The sequence below is a fragment of the Runella sp. MFBS21 genome, assembly GCF_029433105.1.
GTDB lineage: Bacteria > Bacteroidota > Bacteroidia > Cytophagales > Spirosomataceae > Runella.
On record NZ_JARNTW010000005.1, the window covers coordinates 346,860 to 365,836 of the forward strand.

Genomic DNA, 18,977 nt, shown 5'->3' on the forward strand with positions numbered 1-18,977 from the left:
ATTTTTTGTCATTATTGAGCCTTAATGTCGGTACCGAGACGTTGGAGATAAGCAATCAGGGCGATGATTTCTTTGTCGGCTTTGGTTTTGATTCCGTCTTTTTTCAGACTAGCCACTATCTGGTCGGCTTGAGTCTGAGCATCGGCAATCGCCTTGTCTTCATAGCCTTCGCCATAAGGAACGCCTAGCGTACGCATAGCACTGATTTTGGCAGGAGTAGTGCTTAGGTCAAGCGTACTTTCCAACAAAAACGGATACTTGGGCATGATAGAACCTGGTGACATACTAGTAGGGTCTTCCATGTGGTTGTAGTGCCAAGAGTCGGGATATTTGGCCCCTACACGGTGCAAGTCTGGACCGGTTCGTTTTGAACCCCACTGGAAGGGGTGGTCATATACAAATTCTCCCGCTTTTGAATATTCGCCGTAGCGTTCGGTTTCGCTACGGAAAGGTCTTACCATTTGAGAGTGGCAAGTATAGCAACCTTCGCGAACATAAATATCACGACCTTGCAGTTCAAGAGGAGTATAAGGTTTGACACTTTCGATGGTAGGGACATTGGACTCTACCATAAAAGTAGGTACCATTTCAATAATTCCGCCGATGATAACCGCTATCAATGCAAAGAAAGTAAGCATCACAGGTTTGCGTTCGAAAATGCGGCTGTGCCAAAACTCGTTGGCTGGTTGATGCCAAATAGAAGCCAAAGAAGCTGCACGGGCGTTTTCGACTTTGATGAGTTTGCCACTAAGGGCAGTCATAAGAAGGTTGTAAGAACCTACTACAAAACCTAATAAATACAACGTACCACCAATTCCCCGGAATACATAGAAAGGAATCAATTGGGTTACGGTTTCGAGGAAGTTAGGGTATTTTAAGAAGCCTTCTTCCGTAAATTCTTTCCACATCGACGACTGAGTCCAGCCCGCCCAGTACATCGGTACTGCGTAGAAGATAATGCCGAGGGTGCCAATCCAGAAGTGGAAGTTGGCGAGTTTGAGCGAATAGAGGGGCCGTCCATACAAACGAGGGAAAAGCCAGTACATAATCGCAAAAGTCATGAACCCATTCCAACCTAATGCTCCTACGTGTACGTGCGCTACTATCCAGTCGGTATAGTGAGCAATAGCGTTGACGTTTTTGAGTGAAAGCATTGGTCCCTCAAACGTAGCCATGCCATAGGCTGTAACAGCCACCACCATAAATTTGAGTACTACGTCTTCACGAACTTTGTCCCATGCACCACGAAGGGTAAAGAGACCGTTGATCATCCCACCCCAAGAAGGTGCAATCAACATCACAGAAAACACAACCCCAAGCGACTGCGCCCAGTCAGGAAGGGCAGTGTACAACAAGTGGTGAGGACCAGCCCATATATAAAGGAATATCAAAGACCAGAAGTGGACAATCGATAAGCGATAAGAATAAATAGGGCGATTGGCGGCTTTTGGTAAGAAATAATACATCAGACCCAAATAAGGTGTAGTAAGGAAGAATGCCACGGCATTGTGCCCATACCACCATTGGACGAGTGCATCTTGCACACCAGCATACCATGAGTAGCTTTTGGTAAGAGAGATAGGCAGCTCTACACTATTGACTACGTGTAGCATCGCTACTGTCACAAAAGAAGCTAGATAAAACCAAATAGCGGCATACACGTGCTGAACGCGGCGATTGATCATGGTCATCACTAAGTTGAGCAAACCTGCTACCCATACTACTGCGATGGCGATGTCAATGGGCCATTCCAATTCGGCGTATTCTTTACCAGTAGTAATACCCAAAGGCAAGGTAATAGCCGCACCTACGATAATCAATTGCCAGCCCCAAAAATTGATTTTACTCAAAAGTGGGCTCCACATGGGGGTTTTGAGTACCCGAGGTGCCGAATAATACAATCCCATGAAAAAGCCGTTTCCGACAAAAGCGAAAATGACCGCATTGGTGTGAAGGGGGCGCAATCTCCCAAAGGTAGTATAGGGAATGTCAAAATTAAGCGCCGGAAAAGCGAGCTGGAAAGCAATGAGTACGCCCACCAGCATACCCACTATCCCAAATACAATGGAGGCAATGGCAAAGTTACGTACGATAGTGTTGTCATACTGAAACTCTTCCATGTCAACTGTAGAGGTCGTTTTGGAAATTGGTTCCATACAAAAATTGAGGAGGTTTATGATTGAGGTGATGAACTATTTTCTTTGTCTTCAAAAAGAATCCTAATGGAAGGTGTGTAGTCGTCGTCGAACTGTCCGCGTTTGACTGACCAGATGAAGGCTACCAAGAAAGCCCCAGCCACTAGCAGACTAAGCGATAAAAGGAGAATGAGAGCACTCATAGCATTGGAGGTTTTTGATTATTGAAATCGTCAACAATCGATTGGTTTTGCTCAAAAGTAAGAGCGCAGGGCTGCAATAAAGATGAGCGATGTCAGGTCTCAAAACTGACTTTAGTCAGCTTTTTTCAAGAGTAGTCGCGTAGCCAGTCGGCTGCTTAAGGTCGTAAAAAGCACGATAGAGATAGAGCTGGCCGGCATCAAAATAGCCGCGATCACGGGCGATAAAGTGCCAGTTAGGGCAAAACTTAACCCGATAATATTGTATACCACCGAGATAACAAAGCTCTGAATCACAATACGCCGACCCGCTTTGGCCAATTTTACGTAGTGGGGAAGGAGCGAAAGTTGTTTTCCTTCCAAAATACCGTCACAAGCCGGAGTGAAGTTGTTAATGTTGTCAGAAACGGCAATCCCTACGTTGCTTTTCAGAAGAGCGCCGGCGTCATTGAGTCCATCGCCTACCATGAGCACTTTCTGGCCTTTTTGCTGCAAATCCTCAATAAAACGAAGTTTGTCTTCAGGTTTTTGGAGAAAATGAAGCTGTTTTTCTGAACCAAATAGATGACTCAAAAGGGCTATATCGGTCGGTTTATCACCTGACAAAAGGTAGGTTTGATAATGACGTTGTTTGAGGGCTGTGAGCGTTTCGGAGAGATTGTCTCGATAAAGACTAAAAATGTTGAAATATCCCAAAAACTGTCCTCCAAAACTAAAATACACATGACTTGTTTCTTGGTCGTCGGAGGCGGGAGCGATGCCCAAAAAGCGAGCCGAACCCATTTTGATTACAAAGTCATCGCCCAATTGAGCCTGAAGGCCCAGTCCTTCTACTTCTTTAAAATGAGTCAATGTTTTTTCTTTGGGAGATGCCGCCAGAGATTTAGCAATGAGCCTACTCAAAGGATGAGAAGATTGCTCAGACATGGTTTTGGCAATACTTTTTTGAAGGGGTGAAAGTGGTTTTCCCACAAACTCAATTTGAGCCGCATCGGGCAAGGTGAGTGTTCCTGTTTTGTCAAAAACGACCGTATCAATTTCGGATAAGTTTTCAATGACTTGGGCATTTTTGAGATAAAACTTATTTGAACCAAACATCCCCAGCATATTGCCATTGGTGAAAGTATCTGATAGCAATAAGGCACAAGGACAAGCCACAATCAAAATCGTAGTGATGGCGTTGATACCTCGTGGAAGGTCTCCCATAAGATACCAATATGCCAATGCCGCCAAGCCCAGCCCCAACACTGTCCAAGTAAAATAACGGTTGATTTGGCCTACTAAGTCACGTTTTTGGGATTGTTGTTGTTGGCTCAAAGAATCATTGTTCCATAACTGAGTAAGGTAGCTTTGGGATACTTTTTTGGTAACTTCAAGTTCGATAGCTCCCCCCATTTGTCGTCCGCCTGCGTAGATGATTTCATTACGGGTTTTTTCGACGGGTACCGATTCGCCCGAAACAAAACTATAATCAATCATGGCTCGTTCGCTGATTAAGCGCACATCGGCAGGAATCAATTCTTTGTTACGAATCAAAATCTGATCGCCAGGCTGTAAGTTTGTTACTAAGATTTGTTCATTTGACGTAGTGGGCACTTCTGAGTCTTTGGAAGTGGCTTTTTTTAATAATGTAACCGCTACCGGAAAATAAGATTTGTAATCTCGGTCAAACGAAATGGCTGAGTATGTTTTGTCTTGAAAATAGCGTCCCAACAACATGAAGAATACAATACCAGTCATGGAATCGAGATAGCCAACGCCCGTTTGAGTACCAATCTCGTATAAACTACGTAAAAAAGTCACCAAAATGGCCAAGGCAATGGGGGCATCGATATTGAGATACTGCTTGCGAATAGACTTCCACGCCGACACAAAAAATTCGGAGGCCGAATAAAAAAAGACTGGTAATGCTAGCACAACACTAAACAAACTAAACATGGTTTGGAGTTGATGATCGCTTTGAGTATCTCCTAAGCCAAAATAATCGGGGAAGCTCATCATCATCACATTGCCAAAGGCAAAGCCCGCAATCCCGATTTTATACAATCTACTTCGATTGTTTTTTTGTTGGGCGTTTCCTTCTACATCTTGAAGGCTTATATAAGGCTCGTATCCAATGTAGGTAAGGAGTTCGGCAAGTTTGCTGAGTTTGATTTTTTGGGTATCTATGACTACCCGCACTTTTTTCTCGGGGAAGTTGACCAAAGACGAAATCACGCCTTCGTGGAGACGGTGAAGGTTTTCGAGTAGATATACGCACGAGCTACAGTGCATCTGAGGTAGGTACCAGTTGACGTGCGTCTGACGGCCATCCGTAAACTCAATGATGCGCTGCTGTACTTCTGGCATGTCTAAATAAGCGTATTTGCCAGCGTAGTAGGTTTTGTCGGGCGATACTCCAGGATTTTGGGTAAAATCATAATAGCTACATAGTTCGTTTTCTTGGAGTAATTCATACACCAATTTACATCCTTCGCAGCAAAAGGGTTTATCATCGTGGACAATGATGCTATCATCGCAGTCGGCACCACAGTGATAACATTTTACTTCGGTTGTTGAGAGTGTAGCTTGCGACATACAGTTGGGGGGTTGGTATTTCCCCAAAAATGCGCCCCTGTATACCAAAATGACATGAGAATCGTCATACCCAAAAACTGATGTTGGTCAGTTTTTGGAACAAAGCTACTGTGGACTAGTTGTCGTTGTAGTACTGTAAAAAGGAGACTAGTTTTTGATAGTTATGAAGTTCTATCTCGTCCCTGACTTGTTTTTGTAAATACACTTGGTAAATCTCAATAAGTCGGTCAAAATGTGGATTATGATTGAGTTTAGCCGCAATCAGTCCTTTGAAGCAGCGGTCTTCTTGATTGTAGAGGTATTTGGAGGGCTTATGAGGCTGACTATTCAGAATCCGATCAATGTCAGCTACTTTGGTGACTGATTTAAAAAATGTCCATCCCGACAAGTTCATAAAGTCCATGATAGCGTCGCAGGTGTTTTTCAAGTCGTCATCATTCTGGATTTTATATCGAAAATATTTGACGTCGTTGTATCTTCCTGTTGAGATGATGAGCGTATTGGCATCTTCTCTAAAATCAATCGGAAGAGAAGGGATAAACTGCTGGGCCATTTGCTCAATTTGGTGATTGCGGCAGCCTATATGTACCTCTACCCAAGCTTCATCATCGTATTCTGACACCGAAAAAATGATGTTTGTAAAGCCTGTTGTTGTACTTTTACGAAATTGTTTTTTTTGCATCAGCAATTGAAAGCCCTCTGCTTCAAAAAAATCATATAAGGTGTAGTATAGTTTTGCCTCGGTGGTCTTGATACTCATAGTGGGAGGGAAATTAACCTTTTTGTGAAAAGGTATGTTTTATACTTAATCAAAGTGTTTGGCTCAGCCTGCTAACGTCAAGCCTAACTATATCCGCAACAACGTAAATATCTTGATGAAATATATATCCTTTTCCATTATGAACCGCTTATTTAGGTCAAGTTCTTTATTTTTTTTATTAATATTTTTTGTGAACTCTCTTTTGAGAAGTCAGACACCCCTTACGCAGACGGTCAGGGGGCGTGTTATGGACGGTGACAACAATCAACCCCTCATTGGCGCAAGTGTACAAATCATCGGCACTTCGAGTGGCACCGTGACAGACTCTAGTGGTAGGTTTTATTTTAATGGGGTGGCGATTGGTCGATATTCGATACAGGTCAGTAGCGTAGGCTACGAAACATTTATCCTGCCAGAAGTATTGGTAGAAGCGGGTAAAGAAAAAGTACTCACTATTTCCCTCAAAGAAACTACACAGCAGCTTTCGGAGACCGTGGTGCGGACTGCGCGGCCTGTTTCCCAAAATAGCCTTCAAACAATCACTATCGAACAGACGCTTCGCTATGCAGGTACGTTTTTTGACCCTGCCCGACTAGCGACTTCTTTTCCGGGAGTAGCTGCTGCCAACGACCAAGCCAATGGGCTGGTAATCAGGGGAAATTCGCCGACGGGTACTCAATGGAGACTTGAAGGAGTCGAGATCGTCAATCCTAATCACCTCAGCAACGCTGGGACTTTTAGCGATAGACCTACCCAAACAGGTGGAGGGACTAATATCTTGAGTGCGCAGTTGATGGAACGCGCCGATTTCCTAACGGGCGCATTTCCGGCCACTTATGGGAATGTGCTTGCGGGCGTAATGGATGTGCATCTGCGTCGAGGCAATGACCAAAAGCATGAATTTACGGGACAAGCAGGTTTGATAGGTCTTGATTTTGCCGCAGAAGGGCCTATTTCCCCCAAAAACAAATCCTCTTATTTGGTCAATTACCGTTATTCGTTTACGGGATTGTTAGCGGCTATGGGAGTGAAATTTGGGGGCGAAGATATTCGTTTTCAGGATATTTCCTTCAATCTTACCTTTCCTACGCGCAAAGCAGGCACGTTTACGGTGTTTGGAATGGGAGGTATGAGCAGCAATGTTTTTCAAGCCTCGCGCGATACCCTCGAATGGAAATATCAGAAAGATAATTTTGACATAGAATTTCGTAATCGTATGGGGGCTTTGGGTTTTACCCATACCATCAATGTGGGCCGTAATACCACTTGGCGAACCGTAGTGGCAGCTTCGGCTTTAGAAAACCGTCGAGAAGGATATGCCCTCAACAAACAGAATTTTAGTCGAACATTGAGCCAAGTGGATGCTTTCCAAAAAACGCGCTATTCTTTCTCTACTTCTTTGGCACATAAGCTCAACGCACACTGGCAATTGCAAGAAGGCCTATACATCACTCATCAACGCGATTCTGTACAGGTGAGTAGTTGGCAGGAGCAGGCCCAAGGAACCACACAAGGCTTTTTGATTCAGCCATTTGTATCAATGTCAGGGCGTTTGACTCCGCGTTTACATCTTCAAGCGGGGCTTCATTATCTAGCATATACTTATAACCAAACCCAGTCGCTTGAGCCAAGGGCGTCGGTGAGGTGGGCAGCTTCCGAAAAAGCCGCAGTAAGTTTGTCTTATGGTTTGCACAGCCAAATTCAACTGCCACAAGTATATCTTTCTACAGGAAGCATGTCGGGCGGAGGGCCGCTACAGCGCAACAAAAACTTGGGTTTTACCAAAGCGCATCATTTTGTAGTGGGCTATGAGCGTAATCTTCAAAAGCAAGCTACAATCAAAGCAGAGCTATATTATCAATCCCTTTTCAACGTGCCTATTGCAAGTGATGATATATGGTCGGATGTTACGAACAATGGCACTTTTTCAGCCCTTAATTTGATTGAAGGCGTGAGTGATTTGTGGCTTGTCAATCGGGGAACTGGGCGCAACTACGGTATTGAAGTGACTTATCAGCAGTTTTTGAGAAACAATTTTTATACGCTCATTTCGGGCTCTTTGTACAATTCTACCTACAAAGGCAGAGATGGCGTAGAGCGTAGTACACGTTTTAACGGAAATCATACCTTTAGTGTGGCGGGCGGCAAAGAATTTCATCGGCGTCCCAATCGGACTTTTGGGGTAAACCTACGGGTATTGTGGCTGGGAGGTTATCGGGATTCGCCCATCGATGTAGCAGCTTCGCGGCAAGCTGGCAAAACCGTTTATCAAATAGGTGAACTTTATACGCTCAAAATGAAAGATTATTTCAGACCGGATGTGAGGGTTTTCTGGAAGCGAAACAAGCCTAATTATACCCGTACTTGGTCGATTGATATTCAAAATGTAGCAGGTATCCAAAACGAAGCTTATAGCTACTATGATATTTTTCAGGCACAGATTGTGAAACAATATCAGTTAGGAATGGTGCCTGTGATTAACTATCGAGTAGAGTTTTGAGATTGTATCAAAAATCCAACGTTTTTGTAGAGACGTTGCATGCAACGTCTCCACTGCATGCAACGTCTCTACAACACAACAATGGTGGTTTTTATTTGGCTTTTAAGAAAACAAAAGGAATAATCATTTCTTCAATCGAAATCCCACCGTGCTGAAAAGTATCACGGTACATATTGACGTATTGGTTGAAATTGTTGGGATAGGCAAAAAAGTAATCCCCTAACGTAAATACATAGGCCGTAGAAACATTGAGCTTAGGTAAAAATAAACGCTCTGGGCGACGGCAAACATAAATGTGATTGCTATCATCAAAACCTAAGTTTTTTCCCTGCTTGTAGCGAAGATTGGTATTGGTTTCGCGGTAGCCTACAATTTTCACGGGCTTTTTGACGCGCGTCATGCCGTGGTCGGTTGTGATGATGATACGGCCTTTTTTCTCGGCAATTTTTTGCAGCAAATCCATGATAGGCGAGTGTAAAAACCACGAACGAGTAATCGAGCGGTAGGCGGCTTCATCAGGCGCTAGCTCTTTGATCATCATCATGTCGGTACGCGCATGGGAGAGCATATCTACAAAGTTGTAGACGATTACGTTGAGGTGGTTTTTCCAAAGATTGGGAAGGTTATCAATTAAGGATTTACCTTGGTTTTGATTGATGATTTTGTTGTACGAAAAGCGCACTTGCATGCGATTTCGTTCAAATTGTTTTCTCAACAAATCTTCTTCGTGTTTGTTGAGCCCTTCTTCACCTTCGGGAGTGTTTTCGTCGTTGACCCACCAGTTGGGATATTGGCGTTCTATTTCGCTGGGCATGATACCCGCAAAGATAGAATTACGAGCAAAGCCCGTGGTAGTGGGTAAAATAGAATAGTAAGAGGATTCTTCTTCGACCGTAAAAAACTCATTTAGAATGGGTTCTACAACTTTCCATTGGTCATAGCGGAAGTTATCAATCAAAATGAAAAATAGTGGTTCGGAGGGTTTCATAAGTGGAAACACCTTGCGTTTCATCAGTTGATGAGACAAAATAGGCTTATCAGCATTGGGATCGTTGAGCCAATCCTCATAATGATCCAAGATAAACTTACAAAAGTTGTTGTTGGCCTCTTCTTTTTGGGTCGAAAATACCTCCTCCATACTTTTGTCTTGCGTACTTTCAAGTTCTAATTCCCAGTAAATGAGCTTTTTGTACAGCTCAACCCACTCCGAGTGACCAATTCGATCTTGGTATTGCATGGCCAATTGCCGAAACTCCTGCATATAACTCAGGTTGGTTTTTTCGCTTACCAATCGTTTGTTATCCAATATTTTTTTGACCGATAGGAGTATCTGATTAGGATTCAGGGGTTTGATGAGATAATCGGCGATTTTGGAGCCAATCGCCTCCTCCATGATTTTTTCTTCTTCGCTTTTGGTAATCATCACCACCGGCAAGTTGGGGCGGCTTTGTTTGATTTGAGCTAAGGTCTCTAGGCCTGTTATGCCAGGCATGTTTTCGTCAAGAAAAACAACATCAAAGCGCTCTTGCTCTACTTTTTCGAGTGCGTCAGCACCGCTATTTACTGGCGTAATATTGTAGCCTTTACTGGTTAAAAATAAAATATGAGGTTTTAATAAATCTATTTCATCATCTGCCCAAAGAATATTTGCCATATGTTAATCGAAGTTTAATAAATGTTTCTGTCGTTTGTGGTTACTAAACGACACTAGAGTCGAATAATTGCCAACAATACCACAAATATCCAAAGTCTATCTGGAAAAAGATTGCTAAGATAGCCACAAATAAACTCCTCTAACAATAGCAAGCAGTAGACCACTAGCCACCAAAATGATAACCCACCAAGGCCAACTATTTCGTAGGTTTTTTCCAGAGACAAAATAGGCAAACCCAAAATAGACGAAAACACCTATGATGAGTAAAACTAGTAAATTCATTATTAAAGTAGGATAAGTGCTCAGAAAATGTACCTCAGCGTCCGTAAATTTACGGGTTTCTCAGAGATTTGATATTAAAACTTGTTAATGGTACCAAATAGTTATTTTTAGGTTAATATATAAGGACTATCTATGCTAAAAAGAGACTTTCACCCCCATAGAAGCACTCCTTAATAATTGATAAAAGGTAGATAAGCCAAGGGTACGTGCTTTTTTCTACGTAATTTTGTGCCTGTAAAAAATTCAATCATTTTCATGCAAAATCAAACATCTTTAACGCCGAAAGAAGTGGTATCGCGGCAAATAGCAGCTTCTCTACTCAATATTGAAGCCATTCGTCTTCGTCCAGACCAACCCTTTCAGTGGAGTTCGGGGTGGAAATCACCCATTTATTGCGACAATCGCGTCTCTTTGTCATTTCCAGAAGTCAGAACTTACATTAAAAGTGCCTTAGCAGATGCCATCAAATCCGAATTCCCAGAGGCAGAAATAGTAGCTGGCGTAGCTACTGCGGGTATTGCTCAAGGAGCGTTGGTGGCTGACGTACTTCGTTTGCCTTATGCTTATGTACGTCCAGAACCCAAAAAACATGGAATGGGAAATCAGATTGAAGGCCGTATTTTGAAGGGACAAAAAGTGGTAGTATTGGAAGATTTGATTTCGACGGGAGGAAGTTCACTCAAGGTAGTAGATGTATTGCGCGAAGCAGGAGCAGAGGTGTTGGGAATGGCGGCTATTTTTACCTATGGTTTTCAATTGGCAGCCGATAATTTTGCGGAAAGAAACGTAAAACTAGTCTGCCTGAGCGACTACGATTGCCTGATTTCGGAAGCTCTTAAGTTAGATTTTATTGAAAGCAGTCAACTTAATACCCTCAGTAAGTGGCGCGAAGATCCAAGTGTTTGGGGAGTATAGTGCTAAGTGAGATTAAATTGTTAGAGAATTGAAGATATTAAAACAAAGTGTTTGCTTTCGCTCACCCTCTATTTTTGAGGTGTTTCCGATGCTGATTGCCGCCGAAAGTACCCGACATGGGGGCATAAGCCAATTTCCTTATGCCTCACTCAACTTGGGCTTGTCGTCGGGAGATGAGAAGGAGGCTATTCATGAAAATCGTCGCGTGTTTTTCGAAAGTCTAGGTATTCTTCCTGAACAATTTGCGGCTTCACACCAAGTTCATGGCAATCAAGTACGGATAGTAACGCAAGCCGAACGCACCGAAGGCTACGATGCTTTAGTAACCAATGTACCTGGGGTGTTTGTGGGAGTGACCGTGGCTGATTGTACTCCTATTTTAATATACGATGCCAAACAACAGGCCGTAGGTGCGGCACATGCGGGATGGCGTGGTACTGTGGCGGAGATAGTCATTAAAACCCTAGAAACAATGCAACAAGCTTACGGTACGCAGCCGTCAGATTGCTATGCTTATGTGGGTACGTGTATCGACGAGTGCGCTTTTGAGGTAGGAGAGGAAGTAGCTGTGCATTTCGATGAAGACTTCAAGCGTTTTGATTCGTCTTCGGGAAAGTTTTTGGTAGATTTGAAAAAAGCCAACGCTTCACAGTTGGTTTCTTGTGGAGTTCCTCTAGACCAAATTGAAGTTTCGCCCTATTCGACCGTCACTCACAACGAAGATTATTTCTCTTATCGCTTAGAAAAAGGCAAAACAGGACGGATGCTCGCGGTGATAGGAATGAAGTGAAATGCCGGAATGAAATGATTCGTTAATTTGAAAATGAAGTGCAACACTTGATACATTTTCAAATTAGCTAAGTATTTATGCAAAATTAGACTTTCCAAGTTTTATTTTTAACATTTTGGTAATCAGATGGATTGTAAACTTGGAAAGTCTGTTTTCGCATCAGTACCTAAATAATATTAGCCGTCTGCTCTTTGATTTTTTCCAATTCATCTTTCATCTGAACCACCAAGTGCTGAATAGGCGCGTCGTTGGCTTTGGAACCGATGGTGTTGATCTCACGTCCAATTTCTTGGGCAATAAAATTAAGTTTTTTGCCGTTGCTATCTTTGCTTTTTATGGTTTCCAGAAAATAAACAAGGTGATTTTTGAGCCTTACTTTCTCTTCTGAAATATCGAATTTTTCGACATAATATACCAACTCTTGTTCGAAACGATTTTGGTCAAAAGATTCGTCTTGTAACAAATCCCTTACATTTTTGCGGAGGCGTTCGCGTACGGCGGGGATACGATTTTGATCAAGAACTTCAATCTCCGCCAATAGTGCCCCGATTTTTTTGATCGCTTCTTTAAAAGCCCTGTCCAGCGCGCGGCCTTCTTGTATTCTAAACTCAGTACATTTTTTGAGAGCTTCTAATACAGTTTGGTGAATTTGGGCTATTTCGGCCAACTGTTGCTCTTCGGTAGGGGCATCGGCCAAGTAAGCGTTAGGCATTTGCAAGGCCATTCGCAATACATCTGTTGGGTTAGGCGAAAAACTAAGCTCTTCAGCTGTTTGGTGTAAGTCCTTAAAATAGGCTTTTACCAAGGCTCGATTGACAACTGTACCCGCACTGCCGTCGCCCAAAGGAGTGACGGTGAGGGTAAACTCTACCTTGCCGCGTTCGAGGTTTTGAGTGATAAGGTTTCGAATTTCAATTTCACGCTCGGAGTAATTGCGCGGAATCCGGCAAAAAATATCCAAAAACTTTGAATTGAGAGATTTTACTTCGGCAGTTACCGAGAGTGTTGCGGATTCTATAGTGGCTTTTCCGAAGCCGGTCATTGATTTCAACATCTTATTTTTCCTCTTGGGCGGTCATTTTTTCTACTACAGGGTTCTTTTTAAGCGCATTTTTAACCAATTCAGCTTGTTCGTATCTATTTTTTATCACATCACAAGCGGTATAAATAGCTTGGCGCATGGAAGTTTCGTCGGCTAAGTTTTTGCCAGCGATATCGTAGGCGGTGCCGTGGTCGGGCGAAGTACGTACAATAGGAAGCCCTGCCGTGAAATTCACACCATCGTTGAAGGCAATGGTTTTGAAGGGTGTGAGTCCTTGGTCGTGGTACATCGCTAATATGGCATCGTATTTACGGTATGATTGTGCCGCAAAGAAGCCGTCAGCCGGGAATGGGCCATATATTAGCAGCCCTTTGTTTTTAAGTTCCTGAATAGCGGGCGAAATAATTTCTTCTTCTTCCTTACCCAACAAGCCATTTTCGCCAGCGTGGGGATTCAATCCCAATACAGCTATTTTGGGTTTTTGAGTTCCAAAGTCTTCCCGAAGTGATTTGAGCATGGCTTGCAATTTAACCACAATCTTGTCTTTTGTAATATAATCAGCTACTTCGCGTAGCGAAATATGACCAGATACGACTCCTACACGCAGGGTATCGCTGACCATAAACATAAGAGGTTCGCTTACTTCAAAAGCTTCGGCGAGATATTCAGTATGACCCGGAAACTTAAATTCGTCGTTTTGGATATTACTTTTGTTGATAGGGGCCGTTACTAAGCCGTCTAACCTGCCTGCTTTTAAATCTTCAAGGGCTCTTTTGAGGCTTTCAAAAGCCCCTTTTCCTGCTTCAGGAGTGATTTTTCCTGGTTGTATTTCTTCTTGAGGGTCTTGCCAACACGTAATAACATTGGTAAGCTTAGGATTGATTTGGTCGATTTTAGGAGCACCAAACAAATTCCAATCTTTCATGTCTAGTTGGTTACGATAACGATTCAAAATGCGCATAGAGCCATAAATGACAGGCGTGCAAATGCGATTCAATTGATTGTTGTACAGTACTTTAAGTATTACTTCTGGCCCGATGCCGTTATAATCGCCCAAGGTAATTCCTATAATGGGTTTATGATGAACTGGTTCACTCATGATAAATAAAAAAATTAAAATGTAAGCCGATTTTATAAATTATGGGCTTTGCTTTCCCGATGGAATTACCTTCTCCACCTCCAAAATCAATAAAATCGTTCGTAATTAAGGCTGCAATTTACAAATAAACCGTACTATTTTTGTGCCTCTTAATAACTTGACACAATTGTGAATATTTTAATCGTAGATGAAGTACATCCTTCGCTTTTCGAAATGCTCGACCAAGCAGGATTGGCGTATCGTTATGAGCCTTCTTTTAAAAGAGCGCAGATTTTAGAGTATATTGGTGATTTTGAAGGGCTTATCATTCGAAGTAAAACTCCCGTTGACATAGAGCTACTAAACTGTGCGACTCGGTTGAAGTTTGTGGCGAGAGCGGGGGCAGGCTTAGATTTGATTGATTTGGACGAAACCCAAAAACGAAATATTCAAGTTTTTGCGGCCAATGAAGGTAATAGCGATGCTGTGGCCGAACATGTGGTGGGAATGCTGTTAGGATTGTTTGCCAATATTTTGAAAGCCGATAAGGAAGTACGTCAAGGCATCTGGGACCGTGAAGGAAACCGTGGTATAGAGCTCATGGGCAAAACCGTGGCAATCATCGGATTTGGGTTCAATGGAAGTGCTACCGCCAAACGTCTCAGTGGGTTTGGCTGCAAAGTGTTGGCCTACGATAAGTACCTAAAAAACTACGGCAATCAATATGCCCAAGAGGCGACTTTGGAGCAAATCAAAGCTCAAGCAGACGTGATTAGCTTGCACATCCCGCTGACAGAAGAGACGCGCCTGATGCTGGATGAGGCATTTATTCAAGAAGTAGCGAAGCCCTTTTTCTTGATTAATATCGCCCGTGGTGAAATAGTGAGTTTGGCGGCGGTCGTGGAGGCTCTGGAAAATGGAAAGATAAGAGGGGCTTGTTTCGACGTTTTAGAAAATGAAAAATTGGCTAAACTTACGCCTTCACAACAAGCCACTTTTGATTATTTACGCAATTCGCCACGGGTCATATTGACGCCTCACGTAGCAGGCTGGACCCAAGAGAGCTATTACAAAATCAATCAAGCCCTTATAAAGCAAATTGTTGCTTTTGCAGAATAATGTTTTGACGTATCTGAAACTTGCCAAGTTTTTTCGTGCGATTCTAATATCTTTGTTCCTAAACCTAACTTAACTTTTTATTCGACTTATGTCTGACACTTCATCTACGCAATTCAAACAATCACTTGGTTTGCTCGATGCCACTATGCTCGTTTCGGGAGCGATGATTGGCTCGGGCATTTTTATTGTAAGCGCCGACATGGCTCGTATGCTTGGCTCTACGGGTTGGCTGCTAGTGGCATGGCTGCTTACGGGCGTAGTCACGGTGGCAGCGGCTTTGAGCTATGGCGAGCTAGCAGGCATGATGCCCAAAGCAGGCGGGCAGTACATTTATATTCAAAGGTCTTTTGGGCCATTGACCAGTTTTGTATATGGCTGGACCGTATTTACGGTGATTCAAACCGGGACAATCGCCGCAGTAGCGGTGGCATTTACCAAATATTCGGCCGTATTTTTGCCTAAACTCAACCTTCAAGATGCCAACAATGTGTTGGTGAGCCTTGGCCCTGTCAACGTTTATTGGGGTACGCTCTATGCGATTGCCTGTATTATTTTGCTTACTTATGTCAATACCCGTGGGGTCAATGCGGGTAAGTTGATTCAAAATATCTTTACTTCTACCAAACTTGTTGCTTTGTTTGGTCTGATTTTGATTGGAATAGGATACGGTCTACAAAGTGGGGTGCTACAACAAAACCTAGATAATGCCTGGGAAGCGAGCCGAACAAGCAAAGAAACGGGGACAGTGACAATGATTTCGGGCATGGCACTGCTTACGGCTTTGGGCGTGGCGATGATTGGTTCGTTGTTTTCGTCCGATGCTTGGAACAATGTCACTTTTATCGCTTCCGAAATCAAAGACCCAAAGAAAAATATTCCGAGAAGTTTGTTTTTAGGAACCCTCATCGTAACGGTTTTGTACGTATTGGCCAACATCGCCTATCTCTGTATTTTGCCTTTGAAAGGTACCGCCACTGGCACCGACGTGATGGCGCAGGGAATTCAGTTTGCCGAATATCCTACCGACCGCGTAGCTACAGCCGCTATGTCGGTGATTTTTGGTGGTTCATCGGCGGGTATCATGGCGGTGCTCATCATGATTTCTACTTTTGGATGTATCAATGGCCTGATATTGGCGGGCGCAAGACTTTACTATGCTATGGCACAAGACGGTTTGTTTTTGAAACAAGCCTCTACGCTCAATACCAAAGCTGTACCTGCTAAAGCCCTTTGGGTACAGTGTGTATGGGCTTCATTGCTTTGTTTATCAGGAAGTTATAATCAATTGTTGAATTATTGTACCTTCGGCTCATTGCTCTTTTATATGGTGACGATTGCGGGTATTTTTGTGTTGCGCCGTCGTGAGCCCAATGCCGACCGCCCTTACAAAGCCGTGGGCTATCCTTTTGTACCTTTATTTTACATTACGGTCACTTTGGGTATTTGTTTGATTTTGTTGAGCGATGCCAACACGCGTTTTGATACGGGAATGGGACTTTTGATTGTAGCGCTAGGTGTACCCGTGTACTATTTTACAAAACGTAAATCAGCCTGATTCTGGCCGCCCCACTAAGCACTTACCAATACACTACTCTCGCAAAAACTCTATTAATGGAAAAGAACAAACCCTCAATCCTTAATGCTTGGTGCATGTATGACTGGGCCAACTCGGTGCATTCACTGGTAATCGTATCGGCAATTTTTCCGATTTACTTTAGCAATACCGCCGTCAATGCACAAGGTGGACCCGATGTTGAGTTTTTAGGAATCATCGTCAACAATTCGGCTCTCTTTTCTTTTGCTGTTTCTTTTGCGTTTTTGTTTATCGCGATTGTCAATCCTATCTTGGGCGCTATTGCTGACTTTAGTGGTCGTAAAAAACGATTCATGCAGTTTTTTGTATATCTCGGGGCGGCTACTTGTTTACTGTTGTACTTTTTCAACCGTGAAAATCTTGTTTTGGGCGTGATTGCTTTTACGCTTTCGTTGATTGGATGGTCGGGGAGTATCGTATTTTACAACGCCTATTTGCCCGAAATCGCTACCGAAGACCGTTTTGATAAACTTTCGGCGCGTGGTTTTACGATGGGCTATATCGGGAGTGTATTGCTGTTGATTTTCAACCTTACAATGCTTATCAAACCCGAATGGTACGGCAACATCGACTCAGGTACTGCTTGCCGTATTTCGTTTGTGACGGTGGCGATTTGGTGGGTAGGGTTTGCCCAAATCCCTTTTTATTATTTGCCCAATGGCAAGCCGTCGACCAAAAAACGCGAAGGTGGGTGGATTTGGAACGGTTTTCGCGAACTCAAAAAAGTGCTAGGCGAGCTGAATCATCTTCCCTTGACCAAGCGTTTTTTAGTCGCTTTTTTCTTTTACAATATGGGGGTTCAGACTGTTATGTACATCGGGACGCTTTTTGGTAGCAATGAGCTAAAACTCCCCGACAATGCCCTGATTGTGACTATCTTACTACTTCAAATCTTAGCCATAGTAGGGGCGTATTGTGCGGCTTTGCTATCTGGGAAATGGGGCAATACTGCCACTTTATGCGCTATTTTGGTGATTTGGATTGGGGTATGTGTCAGTGCGTATTTTGTATATACCGAGGTGCAATTTTACGGATTGGCGGCCGGAATCGGTTTTGTAATGGGAGGCGTACAATCGCTTTCTCGTTCTACTTACGCCAAGTTTTTACCCGAGAATACCCCCGATACAGCTTCTTATTTCAGCTTTTATGATGTTTGCGATAAGTTTTCTACGTTTTTGGGGACCACCATTTTTGGAGTGATCACGCAGCTGTCTGGGATGCGCAATAGTATCTTGTTTTTGGCAGTAATCTTTGTGATTGGATTGTTGATTTTGCGCCGTATTCCTTCACAAAAAATTTATCGTACGCCTTTGCGGACTTCGTAAAGTTTGTATATTTGCGCTCCCGTTTGAGAAATGACCTCAAAAACACTTTTCAGACGGTAGACCTAGGATGTTAGCTCAGTTGGTTTAGAGCGCCGCCTTGACAGGGCGGAGGTCATGGGTTCGAATCCCCTACGTCCTACATTATATCTTAACTCGCTAAAAATTAATGAGTTATGCTTCTTTTTGGTTGGGTAGATTTTTTTCTTCTACCTAAGTCAATTATTTAGAGCGAAGAAATAGAAGTCTAATAAAGTAGTCAAAAGACAAAAACCCCTCAAAACGTGAAATTTGAGGGGTTTTTGTTACAAAGATGTTACACAAATCTTAGGATTCTTTCTGACTCTCACTTCCCTCTTGCGGTTTCGTATATTTTTGAGTTAATGTATCCCAATCAGGGGCGACAATATTATACGCTTCCTTATGAAGAGAGGCTTTATAAGCTATAGTATTGCCTTCATTTTTTATAAAAAGCTCTGATTCTGAAAAATTTACAAATTGTGAGCATAGCCTTTCTAACTCTTCTTTAGCACTTTGATTCAATAGAGTTTCACCGGCCTTTGCCCCTGAAAACCTGCAAGCATAAACAACGGGTACACCTACTACTGTTAATTCATTTTGCGTATTCATTAATGTTGTCATTCCAAAGTCAATACCTATGCCTAATCCAGTATCCTTTGGAACAACAGTAAAATAGCTTCTAGAATTTTTATAATGTTCTTCAAAAGCTAAGTGGCACTCATTAGTAGCTTTAATAGCTCTAATAATGGACTCTTCTCCACTATAAAACTTAGGAAAGAATGCCAGTATACCATCGCCTGTAAATTTATCAAACACTTGTATCACCCTGAAATAGCTTGACAGATTTAGGATTCATTTTTGGTCACTGAAATAGTTTCTAAAATTGTACTTTTTGCTTTTTCTCACGTTTTGATGCTCTCCATCTTTTAGTTAATGGTCCCTTCATTTGATGAGCCTGCTCAGGCGTTAGATAATCACAACTGCCATG

General features: G+C 42.8%; 14 protein-coding genes and 1 tRNA gene. 7 read left to right on the forward strand and 8 right to left on the reverse strand.

Features of this window, described 5'->3' with window-relative positions; all coding sequences use genetic code 11:
- Positions 1-11: 11 nt before the first annotated feature.
- The 4 genes from ccoN to P1X15_RS14345 form a co-directional block, all read right to left on the reverse strand.
- A complete protein-coding gene (gene ccoN / locus P1X15_RS14330) occupies positions 12-2,156 on the reverse strand; it encodes a cytochrome-c oxidase, cbb3-type subunit I (protein ID WP_277338813.1) in 2,145 nt (714 codons plus the stop codon).
- 17 nt (positions 2,157-2,173) lie between these two features.
- Complete coding sequence (gene ccoS / locus P1X15_RS14335; protein ID WP_084650838.1) at positions 2,174-2,338, reverse strand: cbb3-type cytochrome oxidase assembly protein CcoS; 165 nt, start codon at positions 2,336-2,338, stop codon at positions 2,174-2,176.
- Between the two features lie 111 nt (positions 2,339-2,449).
- A complete protein-coding gene (locus tag P1X15_RS14340) occupies positions 2,450-4,912 on the reverse strand; it encodes a heavy metal translocating P-type ATPase metal-binding domain-containing protein (protein WP_277338815.1) in 2,463 nt (820 codons plus the stop codon).
- Positions 4,913-5,027: 115 nt separating this feature from the next.
- On the reverse strand, positions 5,028-5,672 hold the full coding sequence (locus tag P1X15_RS14345) for a hypothetical protein (RefSeq protein ID WP_277338816.1): 645 nt from the start codon (positions 5,670-5,672) through the stop codon (positions 5,028-5,030).
- A 190-nt stretch (positions 5,673-5,862) separates the two neighbouring features.
- Between P1X15_RS14345 and P1X15_RS14350 the strand changes: the two genes are divergently transcribed.
- Positions 5,863-8,172 (forward strand): TonB-dependent receptor, encoded by a 2,310-nt coding sequence (locus P1X15_RS14350; protein ID WP_277338817.1) that lies wholly within the window; start codon positions 5,863-5,865, stop codon positions 8,170-8,172.
- A gap of 91 nt (positions 8,173-8,263) precedes the next feature.
- On the opposite strand, the gene P1X15_RS14355 is transcribed toward P1X15_RS14350, so the two are convergent.
- Positions 8,264-9,826, reverse strand: a complete 1,563-nt coding sequence (locus P1X15_RS14355; RefSeq protein WP_277338818.1) for a bifunctional response regulator/alkaline phosphatase family protein — start codon at positions 9,824-9,826, stop codon at positions 8,264-8,266.
- 537 nt (positions 9,827-10,363) lie between these two features.
- Between P1X15_RS14355 and pyrE the strand changes: the two genes are divergently transcribed.
- Positions 10,364-11,023: an orotate phosphoribosyltransferase gene (gene pyrE / locus P1X15_RS14360; RefSeq protein WP_277338819.1), complete on the forward strand. Its 660-nt coding sequence runs from the start codon at positions 10,364-10,366 to the stop codon at positions 11,021-11,023.
- A 28-nt stretch (positions 11,024-11,051) separates the two neighbouring features.
- Complete coding sequence (gene pgeF / locus P1X15_RS14365) at positions 11,052-11,813, forward strand: peptidoglycan editing factor PgeF (protein WP_310586019.1); 762 nt, start codon at positions 11,052-11,054, stop codon at positions 11,811-11,813.
- A 166-nt stretch (positions 11,814-11,979) separates the two neighbouring features.
- Here pgeF and P1X15_RS14370 read toward each other — a convergent pair whose 3' ends face one another.
- Both P1X15_RS14370 and pdxA read right to left on the reverse strand, forming a co-directional pair.
- The gene (locus P1X15_RS14370) at positions 11,980-12,867 is read right to left on the reverse strand and encodes a YicC/YloC family endoribonuclease (RefSeq protein ID WP_273212019.1); all 888 of its coding nucleotides are present in this window, start codon (positions 12,865-12,867) and stop codon (positions 11,980-11,982) included.
- Position 12,868: 1 nt separating this feature from the next.
- Positions 12,869-13,954, reverse strand: a complete 1,086-nt coding sequence (gene pdxA, locus P1X15_RS14375; RefSeq protein WP_277338820.1) for a 4-hydroxythreonine-4-phosphate dehydrogenase PdxA — start codon at positions 13,952-13,954, stop codon at positions 12,869-12,871.
- 168 nt (positions 13,955-14,122) lie between these two features.
- On the opposite strand from pdxA, the gene P1X15_RS14380 reads away from it, so the two are divergent.
- The 4 genes from P1X15_RS14380 (at position 14,123) to P1X15_RS14395 (ending at position 18,110) form a co-directional block, all read left to right on the forward strand.
- Positions 14,123-15,052 carry a 2-hydroxyacid dehydrogenase gene (locus tag P1X15_RS14380; RefSeq protein WP_277338821.1) on the forward strand — a complete coding sequence of 310 codons (930 nt, stop codon included), beginning with the start codon at positions 14,123-14,125 and terminating at the stop codon, positions 15,050-15,052.
- Positions 15,053-15,140: 88 nt separating this feature from the next.
- The gene (locus P1X15_RS14385) at positions 15,141-16,607 is read left to right on the forward strand and encodes an APC family permease (RefSeq protein ID WP_277338822.1); all 1,467 of its coding nucleotides are present in this window, start codon (positions 15,141-15,143) and stop codon (positions 16,605-16,607) included.
- Positions 16,608-16,663: 56 nt separating this feature from the next.
- Positions 16,664-17,971 (forward strand): MFS transporter, encoded by a 1,308-nt coding sequence (locus tag P1X15_RS14390; RefSeq protein WP_277338823.1) that lies wholly within the window; start codon positions 16,664-16,666, stop codon positions 17,969-17,971.
- 64 nt (positions 17,972-18,035) lie between these two features.
- Positions 18,036-18,110 (forward strand) — tRNA-Val (locus tag P1X15_RS14395).
- 185 nt (positions 18,111-18,295) lie between these two features.
- Here the strand turns inward: P1X15_RS14395 and P1X15_RS14400 are convergent.
- The gene (locus P1X15_RS14400; protein WP_277338824.1) at positions 18,296-18,814 is read right to left on the reverse strand and encodes a hypothetical protein; all 519 of its coding nucleotides are present in this window, start codon (positions 18,812-18,814) and stop codon (positions 18,296-18,298) included.
- Between the last annotated feature and the right edge of the window lie 163 nt (positions 18,815-18,977).

Bases quoted from the DNA above. Each gene is read 5' to 3' on its own strand.
- ccoN (WP_277338813.1), bottom strand. From the start codon at position 2,156: ATGGAACCAATTTCCAAAACGACCTCTACAGTTGACATGGAAGAGTTT.
- pyrE (WP_277338819.1), top strand. From the start codon at position 10,364: ATGCAAAATCAAACATCTTTAACGCCGAAAGAAGTGGTATCGCGGCAA.
- P1X15_RS14340 (WP_277338815.1), bottom strand. From the start codon at position 4,912: ATGTCGCAAGCTACACTCTCAACAACCGAAGTAAAATGTTATCACTGT.
- pdxA (WP_277338820.1), bottom strand. From the start codon at position 13,954: ATGAGTGAACCAGTTCATCATAAACCCATTATAGGAATTACCTTGGGC.
- ccoS (WP_084650838.1), bottom strand. From the start codon at position 2,338: ATGAGTGCTCTCATTCTCCTTTTATCGCTTAGTCTGCTAGTGGCTGGG.
- P1X15_RS14345 (WP_277338816.1), bottom strand. From the start codon at position 5,672: ATGAGTATCAAGACCACCGAGGCAAAACTATACTACACCTTATATGAT.
- P1X15_RS14385 (WP_277338822.1), top strand. From the start codon at position 15,141: ATGTCTGACACTTCATCTACGCAATTCAAACAATCACTTGGTTTGCTC.
- P1X15_RS14390 (WP_277338823.1), top strand. From the start codon at position 16,664: ATGGAAAAGAACAAACCCTCAATCCTTAATGCTTGGTGCATGTATGAC.
- P1X15_RS14355 (WP_277338818.1), bottom strand. From the start codon at position 9,826: ATGGCAAATATTCTTTGGGCAGATGATGAAATAGATTTATTAAAACCT.
- P1X15_RS14370 (WP_273212019.1), bottom strand. From the start codon at position 12,867: ATGTTGAAATCAATGACCGGCTTCGGAAAAGCCACTATAGAATCCGCA.